We start from the raw sequence: 16,485 nt of genomic DNA, 5'->3' as shown, positions 1-16,485 counted from the left end.
ACAGGCGCCACCACCAGGAGGTGATATTTCGCGGAGTTGCCACTCTGCCACCCCACACTCCATTAGGGGAGGCAGCATATTGTGTAACACCATTTGTAACAATCTGAATTCGTTGAGTTCCGGGCGTAATTTGCTGTAATGAATCTGCCGTGCGAGGTGCCAATTATTGGTCTACCCTCGTTGATGCTGAGGGATCGATCTCAATTCCAATAATTAAGGAGCGCCTCATGGCCAGTATTACATCCACAGTATCCAAGCGGCTTACCACCACCATCCCCAAGTTCAAGAAAGTGCTTCAACAGGCACGGGAGCGGGATGTCAACGAGTCTGACACCGTTACCATCGTTATAGACATGCTGGAGCAGATCTTCGGCTTCGATAAGTACTCTGAAATCACGCGCGAGTATGCGATCCAGGGAACTTACTGCGATCTGGCAATCAAATCCGGCAAGCACATCGATTACCTGATCGAGGTCAAAGCTATCGGCATCAAGCTGAAAGAGGGGCACCTAAAGCAGGCGGTTAACTACGCTTCGCGCGAGGGCATCAAGTGGGTAGTACTGACCAACGGAATTGACTGGGAGATCCACCGCGTGACCCTTGACGGCAAGGTGGTCAATGAGCTTCTGTTCACTATCGACATGACTGAGATCAACCCGCGCAAAAAAGATGCGCAGGAACTGCTATTCACGCTCTGTAAACGGGGCGTAAAGAAGGATCTGATTGACGATCTTTACGAGTACCGACAGTCGGTAAACCGCTACACAATTGGCGCACTATTGCTTACCGATGCGGTACTTTCTTCCGTGCGGCGAGAACTGAGAAAGCTCAAACCAGGCATCAAAGTTGACAATGATGAGATTGCTGAACTTGTCCATCATGAAGTGCTCAAGCGGGAAGTTCAGGACACAGATGCTGCCAGAGAGGCGGAAAAACAGATTGCCAAAATGTTGAAACAGCAGCAGAAGGTAAAATCAAAAGCCAAGTCAAAGCCCATCCAACCAGTTGGGCCGGTGGTGACTGAACCAGCATCGCAACCCCAGCCAGTGTCGGAGCCGGGATAACAAACTGCCCGCGAATTAAGGCTTTTTATCACGCGGTCAAAACCAATCGAGGAGTGCGGCGGCTTCTTCCAGTTTGCCGCCGTATCACCATAGCTTCCTTTCAGAAGATTCAAGCAAAACAGCACTCTTCGGTCAATCATACTGGATGAGTGTAGTGGCCAAATTCACTATGCCACTACAGTTTTAGCCGCCAAAAGCAGGCCAGCCAAGCAATTACGGGGTCCAAGGGAGACTTTTCGACTCCCGCCATCCAACCAATCAAAAAAGTCCGCTACCGAAAGGTAGCGGACTTTTTTGATTGGTGGAGTTGACGCAAGGGGAGCGCAAATGCGCTGAGTTCGATCAACATCAAATTTGACAACGGGCTCCCTATTTCACCCAGACCAATCGAGTGCAACATGCATCCCCATGTGACACAGTTTTCTTCACACGCCTAAAAAATCTCCAGCACTATCGACACCACCTGCTACTTTTTATTGTTACTTCCAGAGCGATTCAATCGCCCATCCCGGCGCGATAAAGCACGGGCAAGCAAACGGATAATTTGCTGTTCGGATGCAGCAACACATTTCGAACCTTCAGATGGAGCTGATCATGGTTTTCAAGCGATTTATCGCCGCATTTTTCTTTGTCGTCATGTTGCTGCCACCGCCAGCCAGCGCCCAGGACGACTGGCTGACTGCCGACTGGGGCGATTTCATTGTCCGTATCGGCGGCAGCTACATACACCCGGACGACGAATCCACGTCGCTGAAATTCCGCGTGCTGCAACACTGGAGCCTGTACAACACCACCTGGGAGATCGACTCCGCACAAACCTGGCAGGTCTCCGCCGTCTGGCGCCCCTCGGAGCTGTGGGGGGTAGAGCTGATGCATATCAACGGCGCCGACTACGACGTCGACCTGGACAATGTCACCGGTATTCCCGGAGACGATCTGGTCGAGCTCGGCGACTTCAAAGCCACCACCACCCTGGCCTTCGTCAACTGGTATCTGCTCGACTCCACCTGCCTGGCGCGCCCCTATATCGGCGCCGGCATCAACTATACGGATTTTCACGACGTCAGCCTGAGCCGCGAGTTCAACGATTTCCTGACCGATCTGGACCTCGCCACCGGCAGAGCCGATTTCAATCTCGGCCACTCCTGGGACTGGGCGGTGCAGGCGGGCGTCGATCTCAGTTTCCGCCGCGACCTGCCGCTGCTGGTCAACGCGTCCGTGCTCTACTACCTGTCGGACACGGACGCCAGGGTCACCTTCCCCACTGAGCTGGGACAGGATCGCTTCTACGCCCAGTTCGACTACGACCCCTGGGTGATCAATCTCGGCATCGGCTACAAATTCTGACCGGACGCCGCCGCCGAAGACGGTGGCGGGTTCGGGATTGTCAGCTAGATTGAATTGCTAAATGGAGCCGCCTGACAACGATTCGAGACGGCAGTTGCCACGAGAAATGCAGGAATAAACGTGGGCAGAAATCAGAGACACGGCGCTTCGGCGCGCAACAGCTCAGGGGCGGCGGGTATCTGCTTGGCCATCGGCCTCTGTGCCGCCGCCCTAGGCGCCCTCTCCGACCGCGCCTGGGCCGAGTGCAGCCCCGGCAACACCGGCACCGCCGGCGCCGACCATATCACCTGCGATCAGGACAATGACGCCGAAGGCGCAGACGTGGAAACCTTCGCCGGCGACGACACCCTGAACCTGGACGGCGGCACCATCGGCAGAGTCGACACCGGCGACGGCGACGACACGATCAACCTCAACGACGTCAACGAGCATCTTACCAATCCCCCGCTGCCGGACGGCAGCAGTGAGGCGGACGAGGAAGACATAGATCCGGAGCAGTTCCAGATCATCGAAGTCATCATCAAAAACGGCATAGATGCGGGCGCGGGCAACGACACCATCACGATGGACAACCGCCACGCGGATGTCGGCGACTTTATCGAAGGCGGCGGTATCGATGGCGGCAGCGGCGACGACACCATCAAGCTGCTGGACGGCCTGGCCTTTCACGTGTGGGGCGGCGATGGCGACGACAACATCATTTTGGACGGCGGCTTCGTCTTCAACTACATAGACGGCGGCGACGGCGACGACACCATCTACTGGGACGAGGGCATCGCCAACGAGGTGCGCGGCGGCAGGGGTTCCGATACGCTCAGGATCGATTCCTTCGCCTATGAAAGTGGTCCGCTGCTGGACGGTGGGGACGACGTCCACGCCGACGACGGCGATATCGACACCCTGACCTTCATCCTCGATCACGAACAGGACGCCAGCCTGCTGCGCAACTGGGAGCGCATCGTCATCTGGGGCAGCTCCAAGATGGCGTTTTTCGGCGCGCTCAATGTCGGCGGCGGCGTGGACGCCGACGGCAATGACCTGGGCCTCGACATTCTGTTCGGTGGCTTGGTGCAGTTTATACCGCAGCAGTTTACCGTCACCGGCAATATCGCCAACGCCGGCACCCTGGACCTGGCCTATAACGGCCGTTTCGACACACTGCTGCTGAACGAGGACGCCGCGGGCAACTACGGCGATTACATCGGCAAGAGCGGCCGCCTGTGGATGGATGTAAGGCTGGACGGCGACGACTCCCCCGCGGACCGGTTCAAGATTGCCGGCGATACCAGCGGGCAGACCGCCATCCGCGTCACCAACCGCGGCGGAATAGGCGCAGCCACCAGTGGCGACGGTATCAAGCTGGTGGAGATAGACGGCAATTCCGCCGAGGGCGCCTTCGTGCTGGACGGCGACTATGTGGCCAAGGACGGGCAACCGGCGGCCGTCGGCGGCGCCTACGCCTACACACTGCACCACAACGGCGTGGCGGACCCGGACGACGGCGACTGGTATCTCCGCTCGATTGCCAATCATCCGGACTATCCGCAGGAGGGGGAGATTCCGCGCTGGCAGCCGGGCGCGGTGATGTACGAGACCTACCCCCAGCTGCTGCGCTCCCTGAACCTGCCCACCAGTCTGCGCAGCCGCGTCGGCAACCGCTTCTGGGTGGGCAGCAGCTACAAGGACGCCAACCACTGCGACTACGCCACCTCGGTGGAGCGCGCCATAGACGGCGGCGGCCCCTGGGTGCGCGCCACCGTGCGGCGGATCGAATCGGAGCCGATGGAATCCACCACCCGCACCAGTTGGGATCAGGATTATTTCCAGCTGCAACTGGGTGTCGACATGCCGCTCAATGTCACCGCGATGGACACGCGGCCGGTCGCCGGCGTCGCGCTGCACTACGGCGATTCGGAAAACGACCTGGAGTCCTTTTACGGCGACGGCAATATCGACGTAAAGAACTACGGCGTCAGCGGTTTCCTGACCTGGTACGGCATGCAGGGCGCCTATGTGGATACGCAGCTGCTGCTGAACTGGTTCGACGCCGATATCACCGCCTTCGACCTGCGCGACCTGCAAAAGGGCGAGGACGCCTTCGGTTACGCCTTCTCGGTGGAGGCGGGGCGCAGCTTCAAGCTGCGCAACCTCTACGCCATCACGCCGCAGCTGCAGCTGGTCTACTCGTCGGAAGAGGCGGACGATCTGTTCGACTCCTACGGCGTGGTGGTCACCGATATCAACAACAACGGCGCTTTCGCGCGACTCGGCGCCACCATCGAAAAGCGTGTCAGCCGGCGCAAGTCGAGCCGCAATATGTTCGGCGAGCTACCCCTGGAGCGCTTCAGCCTCTACGCCACGCCGAGCCTTATCTACAACATCGACCAGGAGACCGATGTCACCGTCTCCGGCACGCGGCTGTACCAGCAGCCGGACGACTGGTTTGGCGAACTGGTGCTCGGCGCCACCTACGACGAGTGCGGCGACCTCTGCTCCATCTACGGCGAGCTGCGCCTGAGCGGCAGCCTGGAAAACTTCGGCGACAGCAGCGGCGGCGCACTGATGTTCGGATTCCGCTACAAGTGGTAGGCCCCCGTTTCCCCATTGCGGCTAGACTGAAAACAAGGCTGTGCGGTCCGCTCCGGTCACCCCGGCCTATTGTCTGTCCGAATACCGAGGAACTCAGTATGAAGAGCGAACGCAACAAGGTGCTGACTGGTGCGTCTCTGGCACTGGCAGCCGCCGGCCTGATCACCAGTGGCGCCAGCCTGGCCGCCGGCAAGCCGGCCGCCAACGGTGAGACCACCGACCTGGTGCACTGCTACGGCGTCAATGTCTGCGGCGGCCACAACGACTGCAAGACCGACGGCAACGAATGCGCCGGCAAGGCCTCCTGCAAGGGCAAGGGATTCGTGGCCATGCCGAGCAAGGCCTGCACCGATGTGGGCGGCAAGGTCAAGGACGACTGGAAAGGCTCGGTCAAGACCGCCGACCTGGCCCACTGCTACGGCGTCAACGTCTGCAAGGGCCACAACGACTGCAACACCGCCAAGCACGACTGCGCCGGCAAGGCCTCCTGCAAGGGCACCGGCTGGGTCGCGATGCCGGCCAAGTCCTGCACCGATATCGGCGGCAAGGTCAAAGACTGACACACCCCCATGCCATCCACCCCGGAGACTGCCGCACAGCCAGCGCCGGGCCCCTTTCTGGGCTTCGGTATCGGGCTGCGCACCCAGCACTTCCAGCAGGTGCTGGAGCAGTCGCCGCCGGTGGACTGGTTCGAGGTAGTGTCGGAAAACTTTATGGTCGCCGGCGGCAAGCCGCGCTATTTTCTGCGCGCCATCGGCGAGCGCTACCCGCTGGTGATGCACGGTGTCTCCCTGTCGATCGGCGGCACGGATCCGCTGGATTTCGACTACCTGCGCCAGCTGAAAGCCCTCGCCGACGCCGTGCGGCCCGCCTGGGTATCCGACCACCTGTGCTGGACCGGTGTCGACGGCCGCAACAGCCACGACCTGCTGCCGCTGCCCTACGCCGAGGAGGTGGTCGCGCACGTGGTGGAGCGGGTGCGGCGGGTACAGGATTTTCTCGGCCGGCGCATACTGCTGGAAAATGTCTCCAGCTACCTGACCTTTTCCGAACAGTCGATGAGCGAGTGGGAATTCCACCGCGAAGTCTGCGCGCGCGCCGACTGCCTGATGCTGCTGGATATCAACAACGTCTACGTCAGCGCGCGCAACCACGGTTTCGATCCGCGCGACTATATCGACCACCTGGACCCGGCGCGGGTGCAGCAGTTTCACCTCGCCGGCCACTCGGACTACGGCGACTATGTGATCGACACCCACGACCACGACGTGCCCGACCCGGTGTGGCAGCTGTACCGCCACGCGCTGTGCCGCTTCGGCCCGGTCAGCACGCTGATCGAGCGGGACGACCATATCCCCGAGCTGCCGCAGATGGTCGCGGAGCTGGATACGGCCCGGCGTATATTCGCCGAGGAGTGCGCCGCGGGGGCGGCCAGCGCGCCGTGAGCGGACAGCTGCGCAACCGCCAGCGCCAGCTGATGGCCTACCTGTTGTGCGGCGACGGCGATATCGCCGAACACATCCGCGCCCAGGGCCGCGCGAGCACATCCACCCGCCTCGGGATCTACGCCAACGCCTACCGCGTGCGCCTGCGCGAGACCCTGGACACCGACCACCAGGTGCTGGGCCTCTATCTCGGCGACGAGCTGTTCGAGGAAATGGCGCGCGGCTATGTGGACAGCCACCCGTCGCGCCACCCCTCCCTGCGCCACTTCGGCGAGCGGCTGCCGGACTATCTCCAGGCGACCGAGCCCTTCAGCCGGCAGCCGCTGATCGCCGAGTTGGCCCGTTTCGAGCGGCTTCTGATGACGGTCTTCGACGCCGCCGACGCGCCCCACCTGGAGCTGGAGGCGCTGCAAACAGTGGCCGCCGCAGCCTGGCCGCAGCTGCGCCTGCGCTTCCACCCCAGCGTCAGACTGCTGCGCACCGCCAGCAACTGCGTGCAGGTATGGCAGGCGATCCGCGCCGAGCAGCGGCCGCCGCCCCCGCAGCGCGGCGACTTCCACTGGCTGCTGTGGCGCAACCGCGAGCGGCTGACGGAATTCACCTCCGTCGCCGGCGCCGAGCTGCTCGCGCTGCGCGCGGCCCTGGACGGAGAGGATTTCAGCGGGCTGTGTGAAACCCTGCTGCAGGTCCTGCCCGCGGAACAGGCGGCCGGCGCCCTGGCGCAGCTGCTGCAGCGCTGGATCCGGCACGGCTGGCTGAGCGGTGTCGACTGCTCGTGTCCCGCCCCATAAATAAGGTTGCAAAGGGAAGTGTTCCTGGTGGTTCCCGGCGAGGCGCGACGACGAGTCATAGCGGGGCTATGGCGGGGAGTCGCAACGCGGCCAGGGGCCGCCACTAGACCACCGGCATGAAGAAAGCGGCGCAACGGGAGGGGCGGCGCGCCATCTGGAGCTGGGCCCTGTACGACTGGGCCAACTCCGCCTTCGCCACCGTGGTGCTGGCCGGTTTCTTTCCGCTGCTCTACCAGGACTTCTGGAACTCCGGCGTCAGCGCCGAGGCCGCCAACCTGCGCCTGGGCTGGACCAACGCCGCCGCATCCCTGGTCATCGTGCTCGGCGCGCCGCTGCTGGGTGCCCTGGCCGACAGGGCCGGCGCGCGCAAGCGCCTGCTGTTTCTGTTCGCGCTGCCCGGCACCCTGGCCACGGCACTGCTCGCCTGTGTGCCCGGCGGCGCCTGGCTGGCGGCGTCGCTGCTGTTCGTATGCGCCAGCGTGGGCTTTCTCGGCGCCAATATGCTCTACGACGCGCTGCTGACCTGCGTGGCGCCGCCGCGGCGCTGGCACGCAGTGTCGGGGCTCGGCTTCGGGCTGGGCTACCTCGGCGGCGGCCTGCTGTATCTCGCCTGCGTCGCCGCCGCGCTGAAGCCCGCGGCCTTCGGCTTTGCCGATAGCACCCAGGCGGCGCTGGCCGCCTTTGTCGCCACCGGCCTCTGGTGGGCGCTCTTCTCGGTGCCGCTGCTGCTGTGGGTGCGCGAGCCGCCGGCGGCCGCACCCGCTTCCAAGCGTTCCCTGTGGCGGCAGTCCATCGGCCAGCTGCGCAGCACCCTCGGCCGGCTGCATCGCTACCGCAGCGCGGCGCTCTTCCTGCTCGCCTACTGGCTCTATATCGACGGCGTCGGCACCGTGATCCGCATGGCGGTGGCCTACGGCCGCGCACTGGGCTTCGAGCGCTCGCACCTGATTCTCGCGCTGCTGCTGGTGCAGTTTGTCGGCTTTCCGGCGGCGATTCTCTTCGCCCGCCTGGGCGAGCGCATAGGCCCGCTGCGGGGTATCTACCTCGGCCTCGCGGTCTATATCTGCGTGTGTGTCTGGGGCGCCTTTATCCGCGCGCCCTGGGAGTTCTTTGCGATCGCGGTGCTGATCGGGCTGGTGCAGGGCGGCGTACAGGCCCTGAGCCGCTCCTGCTACGCGCGCCTGATTCCCGCCGCCCGCAGCGGGGAGTTCTTCGGTTTCTACAACCTGATGGGGAAATTCGCCGCGCTGATAGGCCCGCCGCTGTTCGGCCTCTTCGGCACCTGGTTCGGGGATGTGCGCTATTCGATGCTGGCGCTGATACTGCTGTTTGCGGCCGGGGGGCTGGTGCTGTCGCGGGTGCCGGCCTCGGCACTGGAACCCGGCGCCCGGCAGCCGCCGTAGATCCCTGGCGGGCCACTGGAAAGCCATCCCCGGCTTTTTCGGCCCGGGGGTTTGGCGCGTATCCGCAAACTCCCCCATCGCTCTAAGCAGCAGCGCTAGGACCGCAGCGCCTCCAACAGGCCGTACTCGGCAAACACCCGGCGGATTTTGGCGTCGTTGCCCGCGCGCCTATCCCAGTTCTCCTGTTTCAGCGACTGCACCTGGGAGCCGTCGATGGGCAGGAAGCGCCTTTTCCAGTGGCGCGGATCCTCGACCCGCGCGCTGAGTGTCCCCTTCTTCAGGCTCATGGCCTTCAGCCAGATATCGTCCGCATTCGGGCACAGGGCCATGAATTTCTCCCTGTCGAACGCGTCTTGGTGCAGCGAGCCGGGAAAATACAGCACGCCGCCCATGCCGGTGGGAAATATCAGGCGCGAGGCCTGGCCGTCGAGGACACCGGACTGCCACTTGTCGTAGGGCAGAAGTTTGCCGTTTTTGTCCAGCGCCATCCTGTGTCCGCGGTGGCAGTATATATGCGCGGGATCGCGCAAATAGGCCCGGTAGAGCATGTCGATCATATCCGGCGGATAGAGGATATCGTCGTCGACGGTGACAATCAGGCTGTCCGGGAACTTGTCGAACGCGTAGACATATTTTTTGTAGGGCCCCAGATCCTCCTCGACGAAGAAAATCTGCAGGCCGCGCCGCTGCTGTTTGAGCAGCGTCTCCGGCAGCGACTTGTCCGGGAAATTTTTTGTCGAAAGCCACAGCACTATCGCATCCGCCTTCACCGACTGCTGGAACAGGCTCTCGATACACAGGTAGACATCGTTGATCCGCTTGTCGAAAGAGGTCAGCGAGACGACGATATTGTGCGCCTTGTCGTTCCCGACTCCGGACTCGCTGCTGGTCAACGCCCGCTGCTGCAACAGCTGGGTGCGCACCATGGATTCCAGTTTGCGGTTGTTGTTGGCGTCGTGCTTGCGCAGGCGCTTTTTCAGGAAGTAGGAGAACATACAGAAGTCTGGCGGGCTCTATTAACTTTGTTCACTTTCGGCATTGGCGCGGCTGGGCACAATAGTGCCCGCAATCACCCCCGTTAGGCTAGGGGGTACAGCACATTTCCGCCCAAAGAGGGCCGCCGGGAGAAGGAGGAGCCGGGCCGCCGGCGACGGCGGCCCGGAAGCGGGCTTCAGCCGGTCTCGGCGGCTTCGGCGACCGCGCCGCCCCTGGAGGCCGGTATCACGCGCCGCCCGTAGGCGGCCAGCAGGAAGCCGAGCGGGAACATCAGCACGCCGTAGACGGCGGACGGCACCGACATCTCGCTGGAGTTCAGCAGCGTCAGTGTCACCATCAGCCCCAGGGTGCCGTTCTTGATCCCCAGCTCCGTGGCCACCGCCAGCGATTCGCGCCGGGAAAGCCCGGCGGCGCGGCCGGACAGCAACCCCAGCGCGATACCCAGCAGGTTGAGCAGTAGGGCCGAGGGGCCGGCCTGTACCAGCAGATCCAGGAAGCGGTCGCGAATGCCGTAGACCACCGCCACCACCAGCACCGCCAGCACCAGGCCGCCGAAGAGGCTCACCAGCCCCTCGGCGCGGCTGGCGAGTCTGGGCCGAAGGGCGCGCACCAGCATACCGATAGTCACCGGCAGCAGCACGATCACCGACAGCATGGCCACGGTCCTGCCGAACGGCAGCACTATCTCCCGCTGGGTGCCGAAGTAGGTCTGCAGCGCGAAATTGGTGAACAGCGGCAGGGACATGATGGTGATCAGGCTCGCGGAGACCGTCAGCACGATCGACAGCGCCACATTGCCGCGCGCGAGCAGCGTGAACAGGTTGGAGGTGGTACCGCCCGGGCAGGCCGCGATCACGACCAGGCCGACCGCGATGGCCGGCGGCAGGGCCAGCGCCCAGCAGAGGGCAAAGGCGATCAGCGGCATTACCAGTATCTGCGTCAGGGTGCCGACGATGAGTCCGGCCGGCTTCACCGTGACTTGGTGGAAATCCCTGGCGGTCAGGGTCATGCCGATGCCGACCATGATGATAAACAGCGACACCGGCAAGCCGATCGAGATCAGTGGGCCCGATTCCATAGACACCTCCTTTCGTTATTATTGATCAGTGCTCTGCCAAAGTAGCACAGAGCCCGGGGCTATGCCTCGCGAACAACAGGAGCGGCAAAAGGTGGCAACGGCAGATTCGATAGCGGCACCGGACAACTGGGCGAACCTGCTGTGGGCCCTGAGCGCGGCCGATATCGCGCGCTGCGCCGGCCTGCCGTGGCTGCCGTCGCAGCGCCGGGCGGCGCTGGCAGCCCATTTCCGCCGCGCCGGCGCCGCCCGCGCGCTGGCGCCGCTGCTGGACGCCCACCTGCACAGGCTGGACCGGGAGCCGCGCGCGGCCCGCCTGGGCGTCTATTTCGAGCACCTGTGGGCCTTCGCCTTCGCGCAACACCCCCACTACGAACTGCTGTACCACAACCTGCCGCTGCGCGACGGCGGTCGCACCCTGGGGGAACTGGACTTCGTCGTGCGCCACCTGCCGGACGGGCGCATCGAACACTGGGAGATCGCGGTCAAGTTCTATCTGCAGGTGAACGGCAGCTGGGTCGGGCCGGGACTGAAGGACCGGCTGGATATCAAGCTGGCGCGGATGCGCGAGCACCAGCTGCCGCTGATTGAACGCGAAGCCGCGCGGCAGCTGCTGCACCGGCGGGATATTCGTATCGAGCGCCAGTGGGCGCTGATGCCCGGGCGCCTGTTCCGCCCCCTCAGCGGCGAGGCCGCGCCGCCCGCCGCCTTCAGTCCCGACGCCTGCCGCCACTGGTGGGCCTCGCTGGACGCCTTCCAGCGCCACTTCGGCAGGCAGGGCCACCGCTGGGTGCGCCTGCCGAAACGCGCCTGGCTGGCGGACTGCAACAACTGGCAAGGCCCCACCGACAGCGGCGACACACTCGCAGAGCGCCTCCGCGGCGAAGGGATACACGGTCCCCTCTGCATTGCGGCCCTGAACGCCGGCGGGGAGGTCAGCCGCGGCTTTATTGTCCCGGACAGCTGGGCCAGAAACGCGCAGTCCGCATCAGCCGCGCACTGATCGAGCCCTCGCACTGTCCAGTCTGTCGATACTGCCCACCGCGTATCGGGCAAATTTTTCTCCGGAGCCCCTCATCGCCCGGCGGCAATTCCGATACACTCGCGGGCAGAGTTACGGAACCTCTGAATAAAAAACAGGATCAATCCTCGGGGATTTCTATGATTACATGGCGACTTTGCACAAAATTTGGAGCTTTCCCGCTTTTGCTTCTGGCTGTACTCCTAAGCGGCTGCGCGGGTCAGGTCAACATGCTGCCAACACTGACTCCGGACACGGTTCTGCAGCCCAGCCAGGGGCTGGTAGTTGCCAGGGTCGTCAATGCCAGCGGCTACCCGCTGCCGTTCAACCAGTTGACCCTTACGCCGAAAAACCTGAACGAATCCGCCGAGATCAAGCCCGAGCGGCTGAGTGCTCTGACCGGCACCAATACCAGCAGCACTGTCTTCGCCTCGCCGGTCTCTGCAGGGAAATACGCACTGAGCAGCATTCGCGCCTTCCACGTCAATGGTGACTTCTGGTATTCCCGCTTCGCCTCTACCGACGCAAAATTCGGCACCTTCGAAGTAGTGCCCGGGCAGATTACCGATCTGGGCACCATCATCTACTATCCGAAGTCCGATGGGGATCGTTACACCAATATGCTGCTGCGTCGCCCTTCCCCGCAGCCGGCTAAGCCCCTGCACGACTACTTCCCCTACTACACCTTCGACCTGGATTCGGTCAGGGGCTGGGATAGGGACGATTTCGAAACAGAGCGCGACACCCTCTACGTCTCTGCGGCCCGAAATCCGGTCACCTACAACGAGAAATATGTGGCGCCCGATGGCAGCCTGTATTTCATCGGCAAACTGGGCATCATCATAAAACGCACGCCCGGCGGAGAGTGGGAACTTGACGCAGTGGACACCAACCTCGATCTGCACACCATCGCCGCCAATTCCCGCGGAGATCTGGTGATCGCCGGTGAAGAGGGCAAGGTGTTTATCAAGCGCGCCGGCGAACAGTGGGTCGACGTATCGCTAAGCCACAGAGTGAGAGTCCATCAGGCACATTTCCCCGACGACGACCGGGTAGATCTGATGGCCAGTGAGGGCGGGCGCCTGAATATACTGCGCAGCACACTGACCGGCGACGGCGCAGACTGGCAAACCGCAGCCTATTACCAGCCGGGCCTAGGCTGGTTCGACCGCGAGGGCAAGCTAGCCTATTCAACCGCCAAAGAGAAATCCAAGACTTCATCCAGAGCGAGCAGGTCGCGCAAGATCCACAGCGCGTCAATGAAGTTTGTGCAGGGGCGCGCCGAAGTGTTCATCCGCACCCTGGACGCCTATGCCAATCCGGCATTTTCCAGCGGGAAGCTGGAGACCTTTGTCGTAAATCCGACAGACTGGACCATTGCCGGCGAGGGCAACGGCCAGCAGTACTCTGCCGTGCTGGAAGCCGGCGCGACCATGCTGGCCATCAAGGAGGCCGGCTTCTGGTCCTGGGATGGCAAACCGGATTACCTGCGCCTGGACCGCAGCCGCAACCAGTGGGAGGAGATGTCGACGCAAATTCGCAGCTGCCCTCAGGGGTACAGGATAAGTGGCGGAAGCTGCAGGGGCGAGAACGGCAAGAAATACCAAGTCCGCAGAGAGAACTTCAGCTTCAGCAGCCCTCCCTGGTTCAAGACCGACGACGAGGCGATCGCCGTCGCCCTGTTCCGGGAGAAATCGGCCACCGGCGGTAAGTACAGGAGCGTAGCCAAACTGATCAAGACCACAGATGGCGGAAAGAGCTGGTCCAAGACCGGATTCGAACTGCCGGCCGAGTACTGCGGCACACTGATTCCGGACCTGAAAGACCGCATGCTGCTCACCTGCAAAGGCGGCTCGAGCGACTTCTACGAATCTTTCGATGAGGGCGCCAGCTGGTTACACGTTCGCGAACACGAGAATTTCTGATACCCGGCCAGTCCGGCTGGCAGCGGCCACTTCGCGCGGGGCCGACTGGTCCCGCGCGAAAGACGCACCGTCTATCGGTTTCTCCCCAACCTCCTAGCGGATATGACGGTCGATGAACTCCTTTGTGCGGCCAAACACCCGGGCCCTGGTTTCCCCATCGCCGAAGCTGTGGTCCACTTCCGGTTCAAAGTGCCACTCGAACGGCTTGCCATATTTTTCCAGCATCAGTTTCAAGCGGTAGGCATGCTCCGGATCCACCACCCTGTCTTCGCCGCCATGGGCAATCAGTAACGGCCGCGAGATCTTCTCCACAAGGTATACCGGCGATATCGATTTCAGCTTCTCGTACTCCGTTGCCGCATCGCCCACATACTCCCTGCCCCACGCCACTTGCCTGTCAGATAGACGAGGGGAGTTCAACATCAGACTCACATCGGTAACGCCGGCGAGACTGGCCGCACAGCGATAGACCCCGGGGTGGTGAATCGCCAACATGAGCGAGGCATAGCCGCCGTAGCTGATACCGGCTGCGCATATCCGCTCTCCATCCACATCGGGCCGTTTCGCCACCGCCAGAGTGGCCTGATGGATATCCTCCAACATCAGACCTCCCCACTGCCGCTTGCCCGCCTCTTTCAGCTCGGCGCTGTAACCGCTCGAGCCGCGGAAATTCACCCGCAGGACCGCATAGCCGGTGGACACGAAATACTGAATTACCGGATCGTAGTGGCGGTCGTCAAACACACCGATAGGACCGCCGTGCGGCAGCACGATCAGGGGCACCGGCGCACTGACATGCGCGGGCAGGCTGAGCAAATAGGGGATTTCCAGCCCCTCCACGGTCACACTTCCGTCTACCAGTTTGCTGGCCAGCCGCCGGTGTAATTTGGGGTAGTGGGAGCCCAGCAGTACCGCTTTGCGCCCGTCGGCAAAGTCCAGCCGGTATTCACCCGGCAGGTCGTGCCCCTCCCAATACTGTATCGAGACTCTCTTGTCCGCACTCCTGTCCAACTCCGTGACGAAGCGGTCGCCCCGCGCCGTTTTGTGCAGGGCGCCGGCACCACTTCCGTCAAAGTAATCATCCACCAGCACGCCGTTGCGGACCATCCGCGCACCGATCAACATTCCATCTTCGGGAGAGAGAATCAGGTCGACCACCTTGAAAGAATCCGCTTCGTAAACCAGCTCTTCCGTCCCTGCCGTGTAGTCGACCAGGTAAACGCTGCGCTCATCGTCCTCGCGGAGGTCCAGACCATAGAAACTGCCAGAATCCCCCGCCAGCGCCACAGGAATGATTTTCTTTCCTTTCACTTCCGAGGCCCCGTTACCGGCACCGCCGTCTTCCGGCCTCCAGGTATGGATCAATGTCGCTTCACCGCTGTCGTCCAGACGGCTCAGGCTCAATTTGCCCTCGCGGTCGTAATGCAATGCCGCCCGCACCCGGTCTTCGCGGTCCAGAAACCAGCGCAGGGCGAAGCCGTTTACCGAGCTGACCTCATTCGACCTGGTGAATTGACCACCATCCACCGCCGCCAGCTTGTTGACGCCGCCCGGCGGGCTGAGTAGCTCTGCATCTATGCGGTACACCTTCGAATAAGCACCACTTTTTGCAAACAGGAATTTCCCAGGCTCCCGGTGCAGCGGGCTCACCAGCCAGCCTTTGGTAAAAATCTGTCTTAATTGTCCTCGTTCCCCTGCTCCCCGCTCCACATCCAGCACAAACCATTGGCTGCTGCGCCGGGTATCCAGCAGGTCCTCAATACCCTTCTTGTGCGCGGAAACCTGAAACAGGATGCGCCGGTTGTCTATCCACTCCCAGCGCTGGATTGTCGACTCACGCCCCGGGATGTCCGCCTCCTCCATCGCCAGAAGTCGCTGCCTCCCGGGAACCGATAGCACCTCAAACACCTGCTGGCCACTTCCATGATGCATCGTTGCGATACGACTCCCATCAGGACTGAGGCTTACAGAGGTGAAATCGGGACGAGCAAAAAACAAAGCTGGATCAATGTCTGCACATACCGGCAGCGCCAAGCTAAAAACGAAAGCAAACAGAACTCCCTTCTTCACTGGCTTGACTCCTTCTGATCTTCGGTTGCGGCAAGGCTGCGAAAAAAGTCGTCCCGGTAGCCCGTGTGAAATGCGAGCGGATAGTGGGATAAAAGCGGATTCAGTGATTCCTCGAGCGAAGACTTCCTGAGTGCAATGCGGTTGAAAAGGTTGGTTTCCACGTAGCGGGAGGCGCGCTCCTTCGCTATCACCAGGTCGCCGATATAGTTGGTCTTCCCTTCCTGAATCACGAATCTCCAGTTCGATGCCAGATCCGTATCCAGCCGGTAGGGCAGATCATAGAAGGGGGCATTGACCTTGGTGATCTGGTATTGCCCCTCTCTGAGCGGCAACAGGTAGAAGCCCGCGGACAGGCCTTTGAGGCTGAGCGTCTGGGCTGGGCCGACAAAACGGAACCTCTGCCCCGGCCGCAGCGGCTCTCTGCCGGCCCGCGCAATCCGACTGAACTCGATCGAAGGCGCGCTTCCGCCGGCATCCAGGTATACCAGCAGATAGCCCTCCCCGGCCCCCAGCTCCGGCGCCTGCGACGGGCTGACCAGAGAGAGCGGAGCCGCCCAGCTCAGAGTGGAAAACAGGACGGCGAAGGCGATTGTTATCAGTTTTCGCATGATTTTTCGCACAAAACGGGAATTCTAGGCACGTCCGCAGATACCGGTCAATTTTCAGCGCCCCGATCACGCTCGAGGCCTGCCCCGGCCCAGAGCCACCAATTGACACAGATCAATTTATCTTTACAATTTTCAGAAATTTCTGAAAATA

General features: G+C 62.2%; 13 protein-coding genes. 9 read left to right on the top strand and 4 right to left on the bottom strand.

Features of this window, described 5'->3' with window-relative positions; all coding sequences use genetic code 11:
• Positions 1-227: 227 nt before the first annotated feature.
• The 7 genes from ACXAF3_RS15145 (at position 228) to ACXAF3_RS15115 (ending at position 8,639) form a co-directional block, all read left to right on the top strand.
• The gene (locus ACXAF3_RS15145; RefSeq protein ID WP_475113157.1) at positions 228-1,064 is read left to right on the top strand and encodes a type I restriction enzyme HsdR N-terminal domain-containing protein; all 837 of its coding nucleotides are present in this window, start codon (positions 228-230) and stop codon (positions 1,062-1,064) included.
• Positions 1,065-1,658: 594 nt separating this feature from the next.
• Complete coding sequence (locus ACXAF3_RS15140) at positions 1,659-2,411, top strand: OmpW/AlkL family protein (protein ID WP_475113156.1); 753 nt, start codon at positions 1,659-1,661, stop codon at positions 2,409-2,411.
• A 120-nt stretch (positions 2,412-2,531) separates the two neighbouring features.
• Positions 2,532-5,000, top strand: coding sequence for an autotransporter family protein (locus ACXAF3_RS15135; RefSeq protein ID WP_475113155.1), 2,469 nt, complete (start codon positions 2,532-2,534; stop codon positions 4,998-5,000).
• Positions 5,001-5,098: 98 nt separating this feature from the next.
• The gene (gene bufA2 / locus ACXAF3_RS15130; protein ID WP_475113154.1) at positions 5,099-5,560 is read left to right on the top strand and encodes a BufA2 family periplasmic bufferin-type metallophore; all 462 of its coding nucleotides are present in this window, start codon (positions 5,099-5,101) and stop codon (positions 5,558-5,560) included.
• 9 nt (positions 5,561-5,569) lie between these two features.
• Positions 5,570-6,445: an MNIO family bufferin maturase gene (gene bufB / locus ACXAF3_RS15125; protein WP_475113153.1), complete on the top strand. Its 876-nt coding sequence runs from the start codon at positions 5,570-5,572 to the stop codon at positions 6,443-6,445.
• A complete protein-coding gene (locus tag ACXAF3_RS15120) occupies positions 6,442-7,236 on the top strand; it encodes an HvfC/BufC N-terminal domain-containing protein (RefSeq protein WP_475113152.1) in 795 nt (264 codons plus the stop codon). Before bufB ends, ACXAF3_RS15120 begins: the two co-directional genes overlap by 4 nt.
• A 116-nt stretch (positions 7,237-7,352) precedes the next feature.
• Entirely contained in the window at positions 7,353-8,639 is a 1,287-nt protein-coding gene (locus tag ACXAF3_RS15115; protein ID WP_475113151.1) for an MFS transporter, read from the top strand.
• A 95-nt stretch (positions 8,640-8,734) separates the two neighbouring features.
• Here the strand turns inward: ACXAF3_RS15115 and ACXAF3_RS15110 are convergent, their stop codons facing one another.
• Together ACXAF3_RS15110 and ACXAF3_RS15105 are read right to left on the bottom strand one after the other, a co-directional pair.
• On the bottom strand, positions 8,735-9,634 hold the full coding sequence (locus ACXAF3_RS15110) for a glycosyltransferase family A protein (RefSeq protein ID WP_475113150.1): 900 nt from the start codon (positions 9,632-9,634) through the stop codon (positions 8,735-8,737).
• 176 nt (positions 9,635-9,810) lie between these two features.
• On the bottom strand, positions 9,811-10,713 hold the full coding sequence (locus tag ACXAF3_RS15105) for a bile acid:sodium symporter family protein (protein WP_475113149.1): 903 nt from the start codon (positions 10,711-10,713) through the stop codon (positions 9,811-9,813).
• A 91-nt stretch (positions 10,714-10,804) separates the two neighbouring features.
• Between ACXAF3_RS15105 and ACXAF3_RS15100 the strand changes: the two genes are divergently transcribed.
• Together ACXAF3_RS15100 and ACXAF3_RS15095 are read left to right on the top strand one after the other, a co-directional pair.
• Complete coding sequence (locus ACXAF3_RS15100) at positions 10,805-11,713, top strand: DUF1853 family protein (RefSeq protein ID WP_475113148.1); 909 nt, start codon at positions 10,805-10,807, stop codon at positions 11,711-11,713.
• Positions 11,714-11,961: 248 nt separating this feature from the next.
• The gene (locus ACXAF3_RS15095) at positions 11,962-13,656 is read left to right on the top strand and encodes a hypothetical protein (protein WP_475113147.1); all 1,695 of its coding nucleotides are present in this window, start codon (positions 11,962-11,964) and stop codon (positions 13,654-13,656) included.
• 93 nt (positions 13,657-13,749) lie between these two features.
• Here the strand turns inward: ACXAF3_RS15095 and ACXAF3_RS15090 are convergent, their stop codons facing one another.
• Together ACXAF3_RS15090 and ACXAF3_RS15085 are read right to left on the bottom strand one after the other, a co-directional pair.
• Complete coding sequence (locus ACXAF3_RS15090) at positions 13,750-15,726, bottom strand: alpha/beta hydrolase family protein (RefSeq protein WP_475113146.1); 1,977 nt, start codon at positions 15,724-15,726, stop codon at positions 13,750-13,752.
• Positions 15,723-16,334, bottom strand: a complete 612-nt coding sequence (locus tag ACXAF3_RS15085) for a hypothetical protein (RefSeq protein WP_475113145.1) — start codon at positions 16,332-16,334, stop codon at positions 15,723-15,725. Before ACXAF3_RS15085 ends, ACXAF3_RS15090 begins: the two co-directional genes overlap by 4 nt.
• Positions 16,335-16,485: the final 151 nt, after the last annotated feature.

It is taken from the genome of Microbulbifer sp. ABF4_143 (assembly GCF_056160225.1).
This window is presented reverse-complemented; position numbering and strand designations above follow the sequence as displayed.

What these genes read in the sequence shown, in the direction of transcription:
- ACXAF3_RS15145 (WP_475113157.1), top strand. Translation starts at nt 228, where the DNA reads ATGGCCAGTATTACATCCACAGTATCCAAGCGGCTTACCACCACCATC.
- ACXAF3_RS15140 (WP_475113156.1), top strand. Translation starts at nt 1,659, where the DNA reads ATGGTTTTCAAGCGATTTATCGCCGCATTTTTCTTTGTCGTCATGTTG.
- bufA2 (WP_475113154.1), top strand. Translation starts at nt 5,099, where the DNA reads ATGAAGAGCGAACGCAACAAGGTGCTGACTGGTGCGTCTCTGGCACTG.
- bufB (WP_475113153.1), top strand. Translation starts at nt 5,570, where the DNA reads ATGCCATCCACCCCGGAGACTGCCGCACAGCCAGCGCCGGGCCCCTTT.
- ACXAF3_RS15115 (WP_475113151.1), top strand. Translation starts at nt 7,353, where the DNA reads ATGAAGAAAGCGGCGCAACGGGAGGGGCGGCGCGCCATCTGGAGCTGG.
- ACXAF3_RS15110 (WP_475113150.1), bottom strand. Translation starts at nt 9,634, where the DNA reads ATGTTCTCCTACTTCCTGAAAAAGCGCCTGCGCAAGCACGACGCCAAC.
- ACXAF3_RS15105 (WP_475113149.1), bottom strand. Translation starts at nt 10,713, where the DNA reads ATGGAATCGGGCCCACTGATCTCGATCGGCTTGCCGGTGTCGCTGTTT.
- ACXAF3_RS15095 (WP_475113147.1), top strand. Translation starts at nt 11,962, where the DNA reads ATGCTGCCAACACTGACTCCGGACACGGTTCTGCAGCCCAGCCAGGGG.
- ACXAF3_RS15085 (WP_475113145.1), bottom strand. Translation starts at nt 16,334, where the DNA reads ATGCGAAAACTGATAACAATCGCCTTCGCCGTCCTGTTTTCCACTCTG.